Raw genomic sequence first — 16,464 nt, 5'->3', positions numbered from 1 at the left:
AAGGGGAAAAGTGCGGTGTCTTTCAATAAGTATTTTCAGGATGAACTTAATGCCGTTCGTGAGTTGGGTAAAGAGTTTGCAGAAAAAAATCCAAGGCTGGCACCTTATTTATCAGTGCAGGAACAAGACCCTGATGTTGAGCGTTTAGTTGAAGGTTTTTCATTTCTTACGGGGCGGTTACGGCAAAAGCTAGAAGATGAGTTACCAGAGTTATCTCATTCGGTAATGAGTTTACTCTGGCCAAACTATTTAAAACCCGTTCCTTCGATGAGTATTTTGGAATATACAATACAAGGTGGGTTATCAGAGAAGCAAACAATTGAACGCGGTGTTGAAGTTCAATCACTACCTGTTGATGGGACGCGTTGTAAGTTTCATACATGTTACGATGTGGATATTTATCCTATTACTTTAGATGATCTTGAGTATACCCTTCAAGCAACAGGTAGTAGCTTACGATTACACTTTTCTTTGCAAAACTTTACAACTTTACAAGATATATCGCTGCAGAATTTGCGGCTTTTTTTACACGGTCAATTTAATATTTCTCAAACGCTTTATTACTTTTTGAGCAGACATGTTAAAAAAATAATGGTGACTACTTCTGTTGAAGGAGAGTCAATTGATTTATATAGGTTAACTCCCAACCATGTAAAGCCGGTTGGCTTTGCTGATAATGAAAGCTTATTACCCTATTCAGATAATACTTTTATGGGGTATCGCTATATTCAGGAGTATTTTGCTTTACCAGAAAAATATTTGTTTGTTGATATTGAAGGTCTGGATAAAATCTATCAAAAAGAAACACTTAAAGAGATTTTGCAAACAGCTGGTGAATTTAACTTAGTTATTGAGTTTGATCGACCCATTGAACGTCAAGATATACCTAAATTAGAAAATGTTCGCTTGTTTTGCACTCCAGTTGTTAATTTATTTGAACATGAAGCCACCCCCATTCGGATGGATCAACGCCGTACTGAATACCGGGTTTTACCTGCAGGTGAAAGTCCTTCACACTATGAAATTTACAGTATTGATAATGTTATAGGGTGGGGGCATGGTGACCAGCTAAAAAGAGCGTATAAACCCTTTGAGTCGTTCGATCACGCTATTTCAATTGGTGGTAGCCAAAAAAATATTTATTACCGTACACGTCTAAAAGATTCTGTTGTTCAACAAGGCGTAGATACTTATTTATCTTTTGTTTCATTTAATGATGAAGACTTAGCACCGCAAGCAGAAACTATTTCTGTTGAGTTAACCTGTAGTAATCGTAATTTGCCGAGTAAATTATCAATAGGTGATATTAATGTCGAAACAGGTGATACTCCCGAGTATGTGGATTTTGAAAATATAACGAAGGTAACACAATCATTCACACCTCCATTAGATAAAGGTTTTCATTGGCGTGTTATATCCAATATGTCGTTGAATTATGTGTCATTAGTCAATACTGAAGCGCTAAGAATTATTTTATCAACCTATGATTATCGTAGTTACTATGATCGTCAATATGCCCGAATAAGCAAAAATAGACTTGAAGGCATTGAAAAAATTGAGCATGAAAATATTGATCGATTATATAAAGGCTTGCCAATAAGAGGCATCAAAACACGATTACAGGTGAGAATAAGCAAGTTTGCGAATGAAGGTGAAATGTTCTTGTTTGCTTCAGTATTAAATGAGTTTTTTGCTTTATATGTATCATTGAACTCATTCCATATTCTTGAAGTGGTTGGTATTGAAAATGGGGAGATTTATACGTGGGAGCCTCGCATAGGTCAGCAGCCAGTGCTTTAATGTATGATTTGCTGGTCAACAGCAGGCAATATAGCTTTTATCAAGCGGTTCATTTACTAACATCATACTATATTCCTGTATCTGCTAAGTTTGATGACCAGCCAATTAACATGCGTTATCGGGCAAATGCCTCGCTTGCATTTCCTCCGAGTGATATTGCTTCGCTTGAAATAAGGCAGTTAGAAGCAAGGCAAGATTACTTGCTGACAGTTAATTTTATGGGACTGTACGGACCAGCTTCCCCATTACCTGCTTTTTATACAGAACGAATTGTACAAAATGATCCAGAAAATCATCCAATACGTGATTTCATGGATTTATTTAACCACCGATATATTGAGCTACTGTATCACGGTTGGAAAAAATATCGATACTACCTTAACTATCAAGAAGAAGCGTTAGATGAGTTCTCTCAGCACATGTTTTCGCTGATAGGATTAGGTGAGCTTAACCTTAGAAAAAGTACTCACTTACATTGGCATCGGTTGCTGCCTTATTTAGGCTTATTGAGTATGCGTATTCATTCTGCGGGGGTATTGTCAGGAATTATGCGGCATTATTTTCAGCATAAAGCCATTTCAATTCAGCAGTGTATGTTACGTGTGGTACCAATCCCAGAGGAACAGCGTAACCGGCTTGGGGCGGCAAACTGTGAAATGGGAATTAACTTAGTATTAGGTGCCTCTGTCAGAGATCGTTCTGGTAAGTTCAGAGTAGTCATTGATGACTTGGATTTTTCACGTTTTGAACGGTTTCTTCCTTCTGGGGATGATTATCGTCCATTACATGAGTTAATTAAATTTATTCAACGCGATCAACTTGAATATGACATCAAGTTGGGTCTTAGGCCTTATGAAGCGCCTAAACTGGAGTTAAAACAAACCAGTCGTTGCCGGTTAGGTTGGACAACATGGTTGGGTGAACACCAGTCCTTAAAAAATCATCATGAAGTGGTATTGCCAAGCTATCACTGGTTTTCTGCGGATCAACAGCAACAGGATATCGTGACACATGAAGCTTGATCTTAATTTACTTATTTCCCATTTAAATCCAGAAAGCCGAACAGCAATAGAGTCTGCTGCCAGTCGCTGTGTAGCGAGGCAAGGCTTTGAAATAACAGTAGAAGATGTTTTATTAGAGCTTTTAGCTGTTGAAGAAGGTGAAATTCAAAAAGTATTGAAGCATTATGAAATTGAGAGCAGTCGGTTAGAAAAAGCATTGCAGCACGAGCAGGATATGCGAGGAGGCCATAATGGCCGACCGGTGTTTTCTCAGTTTTTACAGGATTGGCTGCAGGAAGCATTTTTATTAGCAACTGTCGAATTAAAAATGGACTTTATCTCTCCAGGCATTTTGTTATGTACGGTACTTGATAATGAGTTACGCTTCTCGCGATTGGCTTATTATAAAGTGCTAAGTACGATTCCAACCGATGAGTTAAAGCAATTATTACAAGGTGCGGATGAAGAGAATAAATCACCTGTTTCCAAACCTTTATCTTCAGCAGGGGATCAGCAATCTGTTTTAGAAAAATATACCATTAATTTTACAGAGCATGCTAAACAGGGAAAAATTGATCCGGTTTTCTGTCGGGAAAACGAAATACGACAAATGGTTGATGTGTTATCTCGCCGAAGAAAAAATAATCCCATAATTGTCGGTGAACCAGGTGTAGGTAAATCTGCCGTAGTGGAAGGACTGGCATTAAAAATAGTTGAAGGAGATGTTCCGGCCATTTTAAAAGATGTTACGCTCTTAGGTTTGGATATGGGCTTATTGCAAGCAGGAGCTAGTGTAAAAGGAGAGTTTGAAAAACGTTTAAAAGGCGTTATTGAAGCTATTCAATCATCAGTAAAACCCATTATTTTGTTTATTGATGAAGCGCATACGTTAATTGGTGCGGGTAATCAAGCGGGTGGAGGTGATGCGGCAAATTTATTGAAACCAGCGCTCGCGCGAGGTGATTTGCGCACGATAGCAGCAACAACTTGGTCAGAATATAAAAAGTATTTTGAAAAAGATCCTGCTTTAGCTCGGCGTTTTCAGTTAGTTAAGCTAGAGGAACCTAATGCAGAGCAAGCGGCGATTATTCTACGAGGCTTGAAAGGTATTTATGAAAAAAATCACGGTGTTTATATCCGTGATGATGCCGTTGTCGCTGCAGCTCAGTTGTCAGAGCGTTATATTTCAGGTCGCCAACTGCCTGATAAAGCGATTGATGTGATCGATACAGCCTGTGCTCGGGTCAAAGTGAGTATGGCTGCAAAACCTGCTCAGGTAGAGGATCAGCTATTTAAACAAGCTTGTTTACAACGTGAGTTTGCAGGTTTAGAGCGGGATAAAAAGCTCGGCGTCAAATATGACAGTGAGCGTTATCAAGAGCTACAAGCGTTATTAGATGAAGTCGCTGAGTCATTGGTAATTGTTGAGCAACAATGGCAGGAACAACAGCAGCAGGTTACGGAGATTCTTGAATTAAGGCAAAAGCTACGGGATATCCAACATCATCCCGAAGGAATGCAATCAGAAGGTCAAGAGGAACAAGCGAGTCAAAACGAGACTGGCAGCGAAGATCGCACTGAAGAAGATGTGCCATTAACGATAGAAGATGCTGTAGCTGAGCCTAGTGAAGATGTTAGCCAACTGTTATTAGCCCTTGAAGAGGCAGAGCAAAAGTTAGGGGTTATGCAGGAAGAGCATGTATTAGTCAGCTTTGAAGTAGATCCGGAAGTCATAGCACAAGTAATTTCTGCTTGGACAGGCATACCTGCATCTAAAATGCTGGCAACCGCTGTTCAGGGAGGTGTTGATTTTGTCTCTGAAATGACAAGCCGGGTTAAAGGTCAGGATCATGCCGTTGCTGAGATTGATAAAGCACTTAAAGCGGCTAAGGTTGGCTTGAATAACCCTGATACGCCAATGGGTGTGTTTTTATTGGTTGGCCCTAGTGGAGTAGGTAAGACCGAGACAGCCCTTAATGTGGCTGACCTATGTTTTGGTGGTGAACGTTTCATGACGACCATCAACATGTCTGAATTTCAAGAAAAGCATACCGTATCACGTTTGGTTGGCTCGCCACCTGGCTATGTGGGATATGGTGAAGGCGGTGTGCTCACTGAAGCCGTTCGTCAGCGACCATACTCTGTTGTGTTATTAGATGAAGTTGAAAAAGCTGATTTGGAAGTGATGAATTTATTTTATCAAGTATTTGATAAAGGTACGTTATCTGATGGTGAAGGTCGGGAAATCGATTTTAAAAATACCTTAGTGTTTATGACCAGTAATTTAGCATCAGATATTATTTGTGATTTATGTCAGGATGGAAAGTACCCTTCACAAGATGAACTCGCCAAAGCAGTACGCCCTGTACTCAGTGCTCATTTTAAACCTGCATTACTCGCCAGAATGAAAATAGTGCCATTCTTTCCAATTGCAAGTGATGTCATGGCTGAGCTGGTTGAGTTGAAATTAAGTAAACTCAATAAACGTATAATACAACAGCAAAAACTGGCTTTAAGTTATGATCCTGAATTATTAGCGCAAATGGCTGCAAGGTGCACTGAAGTTGAAGCGGGAGCGCGTAACATTGATCAGCTGATTAATGGTGGGTTATTGCCAAAAATATCTGATTGTATTTTACGTATGGATTCAGATCAGCATGCTTATACAAAACTGCATGTGAGTTTGAATCAGGATCTTGCTTTTGTGGTAACACCTGCGTAGTAGGAAAAGGATGTCAGCAATTTCTGTTGAAGAGCTTTTAGCAACCAGTGTTGCCTTAGCCACGGAGCGTGATATAGATCGCCTAGCTCAGCAAATTGTTTTGCTGGGCTGTAAGCTTTGTATGGCTGATGGAGGATCGTTATATACGCTGGACATCACTAAGTCTCGTCTGGAACCCAAAGCAGCTATTTGGCGAGGAACGCCAACTGCTTTCGATTATGCAGCAGATGTTCCTCTACGTGCGCATGGACAGTTTAATACGCAGAATATATATAGCTATGTCGCTTTTACTGGCCTGCAAACCTACATTGATAGTGCCTATCAGTTTGCTGGGTTTGAACTGACAGAAATTTATCTGCGTGACCAGGTTTTAAAATGTAAGACTGAAACACTATTGGTGATGCCGCTTCGAGATTGTAATCAGCAAACGCTAGGAGTGTTGGAGCTATTTAAAGTACAAAATGGGCATATTTCTGCCTCTTTTCGGTCGGTTGAAAAAATTGCCCAAGCCTTTGCTCTCCAAGCTGCTGTAGCGCTAGATAATGCGATGTTGATGGCAATGAATCGACATTTGATTCAAGTACTTGATGCCTCAAACCGTCAACTTGAAGCAGAAAATAAACAACTTCGGCTGCAACGGAAATCATCACAGAATTACGAAATTATCGGTGAAAGCGAACCGATGCAGCAAGTTTATGCACTGATGGATAAAGTGTTGAGTTCAAATGTCACTGTGCTATTGCGTGGAGAGACGGGAACAGGTAAGGAAGTTTTTGCACGAACAATTCATCAGCACAGCGACCGAAATGATAAACTCTTTGTCACTCAAAATTGTGCAGCAGTCCCGGAACAATTGCTGGAAAGTGAGTTGTTTGGCTATAAAAAAGGTAGCTTTACGGGGGCGAGCAGTGATCGAAAAGGGCTACTTGATGAAGCTCATCGTGGCACGCTGTTTTTAGATGAAATTGGTGACATGCCACTGAATTTACAGACCAAGCTTCTACGAGTGCTGCAGGACGGGGAAGTTAAGCCAATAGGTGAAAATAAGGCACATAAAGTTGATGTCAGGATTATTGCTGCTACTCACTGTAATCTGGAAGATAAAATTACCAAAGGGGAGTTTAGAGAGGATTTATACTATCGGTTAAGTGTTTTTCCAATTGTTTTACCCCCCTTGCGAGAACGTAAGGAAGATATTCCTGCACTGGTTAATCACTTTATTAAGGGGTATTGCCAAAGCTATGACCGCAAGGAAATTCAGGTTTCGCCTGCAGTGATGGATATACTTATGCGATATAACTTTCCTGGAAATGTGCGACAGTTACAAAATATTATTGAGCGAGCAGTATTACTTTGTGATAGGGAAACAGTCCTATTACCACAGCATATGCCAGAGCAAATTCTCTTGGAGAATGGTGCTTCCTCAGAAATGCCTGATGAATTAGTTGTTTATCCTCAAAATGGGTTGCCTTTGAAGGAAATGGTGCAACACTATGAGAAAAAACTACTTGAATCACATTTACGAGCAAATAACTGGAATCAGACCCAAACTGCAAAAGTATTGAAAATGCCAAGGCGCACGTTAGTAGAAAAAATACAACGTTATGGCATTCACAATTAAATATTGCTAGCTAAAGAATATATCCATAATGGAGGATTTTTATACCCCTAGGGCACAAGGGTGCGGCCGTCAAGTGAAGAAACTCCAGAGGTTTCTATAAGCGACTGGAGTGACAGTTAAAAGCGCCTGCATGAACTGCATTCCCAACATCCTTGCTGGTCAAGCGTGCAGGCAACAAAGCTTAAAATTTATTCGCGTAGAGTATATCTATGTTATTTCTCATAATTCGTTGTGTAGTTTGGTCAGTCTGAACAGACTATAAAACAAAAAAGGATTATAAAAGTTACACTGTTCACTTTATAAAATAGATATTCCTCACAGCTAAATACAACTTTACTGTTGCTGCTCTATAAGCCGACAAATGGTATTTACTAGCTTGGTACATTTCGCACTTTATTTAGTCTTTTATCTTTATAATTGTTATCAAATTAAACTATCTGATAACAAAAAGATTTTGTTAACTGAGCCTGAATTTACCAATCATTATCTGCAATGGAGTTGCCATGAGTATTGTAGGCATCGATCTTGGCACTACACATTCGCTTATCGCTATTTGGCAAAACGGTAAGACAGATGTTATTCCCAATGCTTTAGGTGAAAAGCTTACACCTTCTGTCGTTGGTCTTGACGATAACGGTGATATAGTCGTTGGTCGTGTGGCACAGGAGCGTCTGTTTACCCACCCTCTTCATACCTTTGAAGTATTTAAGCGATATATGGGAAGTCAACGTGAGATTGGTCTGGGTGCGCAACAGTTCTTACCTCATGAACTTGCCTCGTTTGTCTTACGGGCCTTGAAAGAAGATGCGGAAAACTACACTGGACAGCATATTTCCGAAGCAGTGATTAGTGTACCAGCTTATTTTAGCGAGCATCAGCGCAGAATGACGCGCTTGGCAGGTGAAATAGCAGGATTGAAGGTAACTCGTTTGGTTAATGAGCCAACTGCAGCGGCACTTGCTTATGGTATTCAGGAACAGCGTGAGCAACGGGTGATAGTACTTGACTTAGGTGGCGGGACTTTCGATGTATCACTACTTGAACTGTTTGACGGTGTTATAGAAGTCAATGCCAGTGCAGGTGACAACCATTTAGGTGGAGAGGACTTTTTAGAGCAGTTGGTACGTTACTGTTGTGCAAAGCAGGCGATTATTTTGGAGTCACTGACACAAACAGAGCGTACGACACTACGGCAAGCAGTGAAACGTGTTTTACATGAATTAAGTACGAAACAGCAGACTACTTTGAAAGTAGTATTAGCATCTGCCTCGATAGAAATGGATATTAAACGATCAGAGTTTGAGCAAGTAGCTGCAAACTTATTGGATCGTTTACGTAAACCTGTGGAAAGGGTGCTAAAAGACGCTGGTTTTCTGCCAACAGATATCGATCAGTTAATTTTAGTCGGTGGGGCTACACGCATGCCGATGGTCAAAACGATGGCGACCAAGATATTTTCACGATTTCCCGTTACTGGGATAGATCCGGATCAGGTTATTGCAATGGGGGCAGCAATACAGGCTGGACTGCTTGTACAGGATAAAGCACTTGAAGAAGTGGTAATGACCGATGTTTGTCCTTATTCATTAGGGGTTGAGGTGGCAGCATCACGAGGTAAATACACAGAAACAGGACTTTATCAGCCAATATTAGAAAGAAATTGTATTATTCCGATTTCACGTGTGGAACGTTTTTATACTACAGCAGACCGACAATCAAAAGTATGTATTCAAATTTATCAAGGAGAAAGTCGGCGGGTTAAGAATAATATAAAATTAGGAGATATTTCCGTTGATGTTCCTACGGCACAAGCTGGTCAAGAAGCGGTTGATGTTCGTTTTACCTATGATGTAAATGGATTGCTTGAGGTTGAAGTAACTGTGCTATCAACCACAGAAACTTTTTCAACAGTTATTGAAAAAAATCCTGGGCAGTTTTCAGCAGAAGAAATTACTCAACGACTACAAGCATTAAGCCGTTTGAAAATTCATCCTCGAGAACACTTGCCAAATCGTTTTTTACTGGCAAGAGGTGAGCGCCTCTTTGAACAAGCTTTAGGTGAAAAGAGAATATTAATAGGACAGCTCATTGTTGACTTTGAAACGGCTTTAGCTCGTCAGGATCAGCACTATATTGCGGAAGCTTACCATGAAGTAAGTGCTTTGTTAGACCACTTGGAAGCAGAAATGTAGTTTTAAGTTAACTAAAAGTGATCGCTATGGACTGTTGGGAACAATTAAGGATTAAGCCTACAAGTGATGTGCAGGCAATTAAGAAAGCTTATGCTAAGCAGCTAAAAGCACTTGGTCATTTAGATGATGTGTCCGCATTTCAGGGTTTAAGAGAGGCTTATGAGCAAGCTCTGTTAAGCGCTAAGCATAATAAGTTAGATGTTGATGGTTACCGGCTTCATCAGCATAACGTAGGGATGACTGGTGTAGAACAAGCACTGTACGCTGTTGAGATGATTTATTCTGACTTTTCACAAAGAGTACAGAGTATTGTTTGGGATAACTGGTTATTAAGTATAAATGGTCTGAACAAAGAAGCGAAAGAAGAGCTTTCTGTACAATTATTACGGTTTTTTTTAGATCACCCTTTTGTTCCCCCAACTATTTTAAAACGCTTAAGTTGTCACTTTGACTGGATAGCTAATCAGTGGATTTTTTATCGCCAGTATCCTGAAAGCTTAGTTGATCGTTTTTTTGGAAGTTTTAAAGATGGCCCTGGATTTTTAACTTATGATGGACTGCAAGGGCTACCATCAGTCAATGCTGATGAGTATTTACAACGGAGACTTGAAGGGCGTCATGCTTTAATCTGTAATGATATTAGGTCTGCAATTGAGCATTTGATGTCTGCATACGCAATCTATGATGCAGATCCTGTGCTCCTGAGATTGCTAGGGTGTTCATTTGAGCTAGCTAATTTGTTGGAACGAGCTAAAGACTGTTTTTATGCTGGTTATCAGTTAGATAATGATCTTGATTTCTTATTAAGAATTGCAACAATAGAAGTAAAACAAAAAAACTGGAGCCAGTCTTTAAATATTTACACTTTGATTTTTAATATTGATCCTCAGAATCATGAGGCCATCCATGGGCTTTATACATCACTTTTAAACTCAAACCAAATACCTTCTGATGAAATCGAAAGTGCGTTAGTGAGGCTGCTTGAGGCACCTATTAATGAGAGAATGCTAATATTACTTGCTGAAATTGATTTTCAAGAGTTTGAGAGTCATGTGCTTAAAGTTGTAACTGCCTTACTTAAGGTAAAGGTATCCTTAGCTTTAGGAAAAGCGAATGAAGCACTAACTACTTTAAATCAGTTGCCTGCAATACAGGATTATCGGCTTGCTGTATGGAGTATTTTATTCAAAATTAAAGTTTGTACAAACTTAAACAGACATGCTGATGCTAAACATTATATTACGTACATACAGCAGTGTGAGGAGGTATGTACTGAAGCTAAAAAAGAACTAGTGGTCTGTTATTTAGAGTTGGGTTATTACCTGCATGCACTGAATTTGATTAATATTGATATCAATGATGATAATCATATTTACTTATCATGTCGTGCTCGCTGTAATTTTGAATTGGCAAATTACAGTGATGCGATTAAGGATTACCAATCAGTATTAACACAGCTTGATATATCCGCGAATGATTGGTTTCGATTAGGACAATGTTACTATCTAGTAAAAAATTACCAGCAGGCGTTAACCAGTTTCCGTAAATGTGTTCACATAGATAATGCAAATATCAATGCAAAAGTGGAGATTGCTGCTTGCTTATTAGCCTTAAATGAATATCAAAAGGTAGTGAATTATATTAATAAAAATGATTTATATCGTGTGAGATTTTCACTACGGCTTTTATGGATATTAACTGAAGCAAGCTTTGGCCTGAATCGCACAAAAGATGCTCTAGATTATGCTGTACAAGCTTGGGAAGTATTTACATGTCAAAGTCTGGTTCGACGATGTATTTATTTATGTATAACCTATAAAAAAATTGATCAACTAGTTGATTTATTTGAGGTTTTTGATAAGGCTGCATCAGTGAGTACTTGGTGGCTTTGGCATAAACTTATTATTCTATTTTTGCAAAAACAATATTCTTCTGCCTTTGATTTATTAAAAAGTATTGAGTCTAATGGTCACTTTCCCCCAGTTTTAGCTGTAAGTATTCACAGTTTTTTTTCAAGCTTACTGTATATTTGGGAATGTAATCCCAGTAAAGCAACTGGGGCGATGACTGTAAAAGAAGAGCAATCTGCAGCTAGTCAAGTTTTATTAGGATTGGCTGAATTTGGTATGCAAAATTTTGTTGCTGCAATGCGTCATTGGGTTAAAGCAAAAAGACTACTTAATGTGTTTAGTGAAGACTATGAACAATGGCTTTTATTGATTAATCATTGGATTGTACTGGCGTCTGAATCAACAAATATGCAAAACACGATGTGTGTTGATGAAAAAGAGTATCAAAAAATATTCATTAATATATATTCACTTTTGGATGTAATTAATTGGGCTGATTTTGCCTTAGTTTCTGATGAAGAGCCAAGTAGCTTAAATATTTGTCCATAAGGTCAAAAACTAGATGATGAAGTTTAATTACCCCCCTCAACACACATCTCAACAGATGAGGGCTATCGGACTGGCCTGTCTTCATGATGTTCTTCTGGAAGACGCTAACCAAACATTATTTGGCTGTGATGATAGTGAAGAATATAAAAACCATTGGCGAACCCAGTTGCAAAGAGATTGGAAAGTAACTTGTGGAAGCTCTCTCATTGAATTAAAAAACTGGTTAATTGAGCAGGGGGGGTATAATGCTGCCTTTAGTGCAAGAGCAAGGTTTTTGAATACAATCGATAGTAAAAGGCAATTATCGTATATTGATACCTATAAACAGGAGCAAGAAGAGTACCAGGTTCTCCAGTTTGTAAAACGTAGTCTTCCAGAATTAACTCATATGGGAATTAAAGCATGGGATATTGCTACATGTATTCATCTGTTTAGGCGAGGGGCCTTCGTGGGTTATATCAGTGAAGAAAAAGCTTGGGAATGTATATTCGAAGCTGCTGATTTAGCTTTTTCTTGTTTTTTAAGTTGGCGCGAATTTGCCTTGAGTTTTCTTTATGGTCGACAGTTTTGGAAAAAAGAGTTTACTGTAAATAGCATTTTGGACATTTATTGTTGTTGGAAAACATTATTGACTACTAACGATAGTCCAGTAAACACGTTTTACTGGCACAATAAATTGAACGTGATAGGGTAAAGAGGATAAGAGTGCTTTAGTTTTCTATAAACTACTTCAAAGCCTTCAGTTCTAATGAGTCAATATTTATTTCTCGTAAAATTTTAAGGTACTTTTTAGGCGTATGGAATTAATTATATCTTTGATATGAGTAAAGTATTTCTCTGTTAGAATATTTTTGCACATAGCGTGTAAACAGAGTATAGTTACGTTTAGTTAGTTAATTGCTAAGTTATTACGACAGAAGTCGTAAGTGTCTGACAAGACTAATAAGTTCAGTTTAAAACTTATTTATCCAGAGATTATTCTAAATCGCTATAAGAAAATAATAGAAAAGAATATTAAGTCTTCTTGCTTAACACTGTGATGTAGTGCACGGCAGTAATGTAGTGGTTGTCGTAGGCTTGCTAAAATGAATTTAAGATAGCGGAAGAACATATATGGAAATTCCTTTTATGATGGCTGACGTAGGGTTAAGTCAGCAGCTTTCAACGCGTTTGCGGCAAGCAATGATTGATATAGAAATCGATGTAGATGAGCTTGCAACGCGCTCTGGTGTTGATGTCTCTGTTATTGAGCAGTTACTTGTGCAAGGTATACCTACTAGTGAATCTGTCAGTCTGTATAGTGATATACTTCGCAAATTAACCCATGTATTGTTAGTTCCGATGGATTATCTACTGGGGGTTGAAGAGTCTCCAGGCACTCTTATGCCTGATGAAAGGCACTTTCTTTCAGTTTTTACATGTCTCCCTAAAGAGATGAGGGACCAGGCAAGACAACTTATTAAACTATTAACTGATGCACCTGATCATATTGTGGAAGAATGCACAGAGCGGATGCAAAGCCAAAAGTATTCTCTCTCTCAGTTAGTAGAATGGCTTGAGAATGCAGTAGAGTTACATAAGCTTGGTTGCCACTAGGTATATACTCTTTCAATAAAAAAACCACCGTTAGGTGGTTTTTTTATTTCATGATTTATCCTTTTGAATAAGATTGTATGAGTCTGTATCAGATACGATCATTGTGTTATCTGATGTCTATTCAGTACCCCGTTTCTGATTCACTTTTTAAGTGTAATGCTTGAGTTGTTCTAATTATTTTATTGGTCATGTTTTGCAAAAAGTTACAGTGCGTATGGTATTTTACATTTAGCAATGAAAAGATAAGACTTTCGCTTACTTGACGAGTACTGTGATGGCTAAAAAAAGAGTACAAATTATTTTATTTAGTGAATCTGTAAGTGCAAATGTGACCCCTATTCTTGATTCTAGAATGCAACCAAATGAAGTTGTTTTTGTTGCTATAACACGTTTACAGCAAGCTGTTAATAGTGCATCGGCTTTCATAGAAGAAATAGGAATTACTACTAAAACAGTTTTTATAGATGATGCTTGGAACTTCAATGATCTTTTAATTACAATTAGTGCGTTATTGCAGTATCCAGATAAAGTTGACTATGAGCTAAATATTTCAGGAGGAAATAAAGTTTTAGCGATTGCAGCTTATGAGGTTTTTAAACAGGAAAATTTGGGTATTTTTCAGGTCAATCAAACAAGTGATGTAGTTGTTTGGCTAAATAACCCTGCAAATAAAGGGGTTATAAACCTAGAAGATCATCTCTCAATTGAGCGCTATTTTCAGCTACAGGGCGTTGCAGTTACGCACCAGCAAACGAGTAAGATTTCCCAAGAAGCTCAACGTTTAGGTAAACGATGGGTTAAACGTGCTAGGCACTTGACCAAAGGGTTGGCACTACTAAATCATTTAGCCTCAACAGCGAATAACCTAAAGTTATGTTCTAGGCGGCTATCCAGCCAGGAGTATTATAATGCTCAGCTTCAAGAGCTTGTGGGTTCTTTGGAGTTCTACCACTTGGTTACGTTAGAGAAAAAGCGTTTAATTTTTTCTAGTGAAGAGGATAGGGCATTCTGTAATGGTTTTTGGTTAGAGGAATATGTTTTTTCTGAGTTAGATAAAATAGCGAGAGAAAGTGAGTATATTCAAGATGTTGCCAGAGGAGTTGAAGTTGTCTGGGACTATGGAAATAGTACCGTTAGAAATGAGTTAGATGTTGTATTTTTAGCAAATAATCAGTTATTTATTATTGAGTGTAAAGCTAGGAATTTTTTGGCTCAAAGAAAGAGTGGAATTAATACAATATATAAAATGGAAGCATTATTACATCGATTAGGTGGTAAAAATGCTTGTGGCGTCATCGCATCATTTGGAAACTTTAATGTACATAATAAAGAACGTGCAAGGTTAATGGGGCTTTGTATTTTGGAAGCGGAAAAGTTGCTGGATCTAAAAAAACACATATTTCATATTATGCAAGATGTAGAAAAGTAGTTATTTTACTTGTTTTATGAAGTATGGTGGTCAATCTCAGTTTTTTGACATATAAATATGATAGATAATGGATGAGGGGTGTCCTGAGGTTTTGGCTCTTTGATACTTGTTACTAAAAAATGACAATCAGCTAAAAGGTCGACCCATGAGGCAAGCGTGCGAAAGTACCATGGAGCCGGATCAGAAAAGCTGTTACCACAACTACACCAAGATCCTTCCCTCCAGCCATCTTGATACACTCTATTGTTGTGCTCAATAAGTGGGTGAAGTGTTTGTAAAATAAAATACCCTTTATCATTCAATAGGCGGGGTATTTTCTTTATCAGATTATTAACTGAGTGTTTACCAAAGAGTGAAAAATTGCACACAGCAATATCAAATTTATCCTGAATTGTATTAGGATTAATATTATCATATGACATCAAGCTGAATTTTCCCTGTCCCTGATGTTGAGCATAAGCAATGAGTTCTGGTACTGTATCAATGCCATAAGTATTGATGTTATGGCTTGTTAAAGTTCGTGTTAACCAACCTTCACCACAGCCAATGTCGAGAACAGTCTTAGGTGAATAGGTGAGAATAGCATCAATAACGGCCTGATTAGTAGTATGTTCTCTACTTGCAATTTGTTTATTTTTAATAGCATCAGTCCATGATTTAGCGTTTTTATACCAAGACTCGATAATTTGTTGTTCTTGTAATATTGTCATGATCACTCACTGAATGCAGGTAAATTTTAGAGTAACAAAATTCATCTCATAGTGAAATTGCTATACTTATTAAAGATTAGTATAGCAATATTGCTTGGGTGAATAATTTTTATATAGATTGGTATAAAATAACTCAGCTATAAAACGACGTTAGCTTTAGAAATTATACTTTTCTCTAACTTGGGTAATTTTCGCTTGTAAGTCATCCGTCATTTCTTCTGCTCTTACTTTATTGAGAATGTTTGTTAACACTCTTTTTTCATCGTCATCAACAACACCATCGCGAAGAGCAATAGTCATTAATTGGTCAAACTCGTGTGCATTTAGCTTACCATCACTCGCAAAAATGTTTACTGCGTAGGTTGCCAGCTTGATGTAGTCGTGTGTTGTTGTACTCATAGTTATTACTCCTGTAATTGCTTTTTAGTAGGTTTTTGTTTACACAAAAGCCATGCCATGAGGCTGCCACTTATTAATCCTGCTAAATGGCCTTCCCATGAGATCTGTTGTGTGCTTGGAAATAGCCCAAAAATTAAGCCGCTATAGGTGATAACGACAATAAGAGCAATGATAAGTGAGAGAGGTTGCCGGTCAAACCAAGCTCGACTTATTAGAAAGCCAAAATAGCCATAAATTAATACACTGGCTCCAATGTGTATGGCTGTTCTACCAAACAGCCATACGACGATACCAGATGTAATACTAATAAACAGAGTTGTTAAAAAGAAGTAGTAGCTCCCGCGTACAGCTACCAATAGTCCTAAAATTGTGAAAGGGATGCTATTGGTAAGTAAGTGGTCAAGACTACCATGCAAAAAGCTCCAATAAAATATTGCAGTAAAATGACTTGTGGTACGAGGCACTAACCCAAATTGATTGAGCTGATAGCCGAGTAGTAGGTTTACCATGTGTAGTATCCACATGAAACCTAGTAAACCTATTACACACTTCCAGCGGGAAATATTAGTAATCTTTGAATTAATCATAGTGAAAA

Annotated in this window: 12 protein-coding genes; 9 read left to right on the top strand and 3 right to left on the bottom strand. The window is 38.2% G+C overall.

Annotated elements, in window-relative coordinates:
* Positions 1 to 15: 15 nt before the first annotated feature.
* The 9 genes from tssF to KCG35_RS05775 all read left to right on the top strand — a co-directional run bounded on the left by tssF (position 16) and on the right by KCG35_RS05775 (position 14,760).
* Positions 16 to 1,800, top strand: a complete 1,785-nt coding sequence (tssF, locus tag KCG35_RS05815) for a type VI secretion system baseplate subunit TssF (RefSeq protein WP_215818734.1) — start codon at positions 16 to 18, stop codon at positions 1,798 to 1,800.
* Positions 1,764 to 2,822, top strand: coding sequence for a type VI secretion system baseplate subunit TssG (tssG, locus tag KCG35_RS05810; protein WP_215818733.1), 1,059 nt, complete (start codon positions 1,764 to 1,766; stop codon positions 2,820 to 2,822). Before tssF ends, tssG begins: the two co-directional genes overlap by 37 nt.
* A complete protein-coding gene (tssH, locus tag KCG35_RS05805) occupies positions 2,812 to 5,523 on the top strand; it encodes a type VI secretion system ATPase TssH (RefSeq protein WP_215818732.1) in 2,712 nt (903 codons plus the stop codon). Before tssG ends, tssH begins: the two co-directional genes overlap by 11 nt.
* A 10-nt stretch (positions 5,524 to 5,533) precedes the next feature.
* Positions 5,534 to 7,144 (top strand): sigma-54-dependent Fis family transcriptional regulator, encoded by a 1,611-nt coding sequence (locus KCG35_RS05800; protein ID WP_215818731.1) that lies wholly within the window; start codon positions 5,534 to 5,536, stop codon positions 7,142 to 7,144.
* A 503-nt stretch (positions 7,145 to 7,647) separates the two neighbouring features.
* Entirely contained in the window at positions 7,648 to 9,336 is a 1,689-nt protein-coding gene (locus KCG35_RS05795; RefSeq protein ID WP_215818730.1) for an Hsp70 family protein, read from the top strand.
* A gap of 26 nt (positions 9,337 to 9,362) precedes the next feature.
* Positions 9,363 to 11,735, top strand: a complete 2,373-nt coding sequence (locus tag KCG35_RS05790; protein WP_215818729.1) for a tetratricopeptide repeat protein — start codon at positions 9,363 to 9,365, stop codon at positions 11,733 to 11,735.
* Between the two features lie 13 nt (positions 11,736 to 11,748).
* Positions 11,749 to 12,429: a DUF1266 domain-containing protein gene (locus KCG35_RS05785; protein WP_215818728.1), complete on the top strand. Its 681-nt coding sequence runs from the start codon at positions 11,749 to 11,751 to the stop codon at positions 12,427 to 12,429.
* Positions 12,430 to 12,848: 419 nt separating this feature from the next.
* Entirely contained in the window at positions 12,849 to 13,331 is a 483-nt protein-coding gene (locus KCG35_RS05780) for a hypothetical protein (RefSeq protein ID WP_215818727.1), read from the top strand.
* 274 nt (positions 13,332 to 13,605) lie between these two features.
* Complete coding sequence (locus tag KCG35_RS05775; protein ID WP_230409044.1) at positions 13,606 to 14,760, top strand: Card1-like endonuclease domain-containing protein; 1,155 nt, start codon at positions 13,606 to 13,608, stop codon at positions 14,758 to 14,760.
* A gap of 14 nt (positions 14,761 to 14,774) precedes the next feature.
* Here KCG35_RS05775 and KCG35_RS05770 read toward each other — a convergent pair whose 3' ends face one another.
* From KCG35_RS05770 to KCG35_RS05760, 3 genes are all read right to left on the bottom strand, one after another.
* A complete protein-coding gene (locus tag KCG35_RS05770) occupies positions 14,775 to 15,470 on the bottom strand; it encodes a class I SAM-dependent methyltransferase (protein WP_215818725.1) in 696 nt (231 codons plus the stop codon).
* A gap of 156 nt (positions 15,471 to 15,626) precedes the next feature.
* Positions 15,627 to 15,869: a hypothetical protein gene (locus tag KCG35_RS05765; RefSeq protein ID WP_215818724.1), complete on the bottom strand. Its 243-nt coding sequence runs from the start codon at positions 15,867 to 15,869 to the stop codon at positions 15,627 to 15,629.
* Between the two features lie 5 nt (positions 15,870 to 15,874).
* Positions 15,875 to 16,378, bottom strand: coding sequence for a rhomboid family intramembrane serine protease (locus KCG35_RS05760; RefSeq protein WP_215818723.1), 504 nt, complete (start codon positions 16,376 to 16,378; stop codon positions 15,875 to 15,877).
* Positions 16,379 to 16,464 lie beyond the last annotated feature (86 nt).

The organism is Zooshikella harenae (assembly GCF_018837975.1).
Lineage (GTDB): Bacteria > Pseudomonadota > Gammaproteobacteria > Pseudomonadales > Zooshikellaceae > Zooshikella > Zooshikella harenae.
Note: the sequence above shows the minus strand (reverse complement) of the source record. Positions and strands in the feature narration are given on the sequence as shown.

What these genes read in the sequence shown, in the direction of transcription:
- tssH (WP_215818732.1), top strand. Translation starts at nt 2,812, where the DNA reads ATGAAGCTTGATCTTAATTTACTTATTTCCCATTTAAATCCAGAAAGC.
- KCG35_RS05800 (WP_215818731.1), top strand. Translation starts at nt 5,534, where the DNA reads ATGTCAGCAATTTCTGTTGAAGAGCTTTTAGCAACCAGTGTTGCCTTA.
- KCG35_RS05795 (WP_215818730.1), top strand. Translation starts at nt 7,648, where the DNA reads ATGAGTATTGTAGGCATCGATCTTGGCACTACACATTCGCTTATCGCT.
- KCG35_RS05790 (WP_215818729.1), top strand. Translation starts at nt 9,363, where the DNA reads ATGGACTGTTGGGAACAATTAAGGATTAAGCCTACAAGTGATGTGCAG.
- KCG35_RS05785 (WP_215818728.1), top strand. Translation starts at nt 11,749, where the DNA reads ATGATGAAGTTTAATTACCCCCCTCAACACACATCTCAACAGATGAGG.
- KCG35_RS05780 (WP_215818727.1), top strand. Translation starts at nt 12,849, where the DNA reads ATGGAAATTCCTTTTATGATGGCTGACGTAGGGTTAAGTCAGCAGCTT.
- KCG35_RS05775 (WP_230409044.1), top strand. Translation starts at nt 13,606, where the DNA reads ATGGCTAAAAAAAGAGTACAAATTATTTTATTTAGTGAATCTGTAAGT.
- KCG35_RS05770 (WP_215818725.1), bottom strand. Translation starts at nt 15,470, where the DNA reads ATGACAATATTACAAGAACAACAAATTATCGAGTCTTGGTATAAAAAC.
- KCG35_RS05765 (WP_215818724.1), bottom strand. Translation starts at nt 15,869, where the DNA reads ATGAGTACAACAACACACGACTACATCAAGCTGGCAACCTACGCAGTA.
- KCG35_RS05760 (WP_215818723.1), bottom strand. Translation starts at nt 16,378, where the DNA reads ATGGTAAACCTACTACTCGGCTATCAGCTCAATCAATTTGGGTTAGTG.